A 610-nucleotide genomic window follows, 5' to 3' on the forward strand; every position below is an offset into this window, starting at 1 on the left:
CGTTCCCCGGCTGATCTGCTGAAATGGCTACACGACGCATGTCAAATGCAATCGTCAAACTCGCATCGGTCCTGTTGCTTGCAGCCGTCGTCGTTCTGATCATTCCATTTGCCATCGCTTTGTTAGCTGGCATGGCAATTTACGGCGTGTCGCTCACTGCGATCGTCTGGCTTATTTGGTGTACTCGCGGCGTCGATACCTTGGTCGTGTACTCCAATAGCCCCAACTGGCATGACTACATGGTAGAAACGGTCCTTCCACGCTTGCAGGGGCGCTCAGTCGTCATCAACTGGTCTGAACGTCGCCATTGGAAATGGCACTCGCTACCAGTTGCCGTATTCCGTTTCTTTGGCGGTCAACGCGAATTCAATCCAATGGTCGTTGTGCTTCGACCGTTTAGAATCCCTCGTACATTCAGATTCTGGCAACCGTTTCGTGACTGCAAGCACGGCAACGTTTCATCACTTCACGACGTCGAGAATCGCCTCTACACTTACCTTGATATCAACGCACCCAAAACCGGCGGGGAACCATCGGTTGCAACGGAGGCCGCGAGTTGACGTATTTGAAGTGGGGAGTCGTTCGCGCGGCCCCGCTGAACCGTACCGTT

1 protein-coding gene is annotated in these 610 nt (G+C 53.8%); it reads left to right on the forward strand.

Annotated features, from left to right (window positions below; all coding sequences use genetic code 11):
• Nucleotides 1-38 precede the first annotated feature (38 nt).
• Nucleotides 39-560 carry a hypothetical protein gene (locus FYC48_RS25290; RefSeq protein ID WP_149499598.1) on the forward strand — a complete coding sequence of 174 codons (522 nt, stop codon included), beginning with the start codon at nucleotides 39-41 and terminating at the stop codon, nucleotides 558-560.
• Nucleotides 561-610: the final 50 nt, after the last annotated feature.

This window comes from Roseiconus lacunae, assembly GCF_008312935.1.
Classification (GTDB): domain Bacteria; phylum Planctomycetota; class Planctomycetia; order Pirellulales; family Pirellulaceae; genus Stieleria; species Stieleria lacunae.

Excerpts from the sequence above, each read along its gene's own strand:
- FYC48_RS25290 (WP_149499598.1), top strand. The coding sequence starts at position 39 with ATGTCAAATGCAATCGTCAAACTCGCATCGGTCCTGTTGCTTGCAGCC.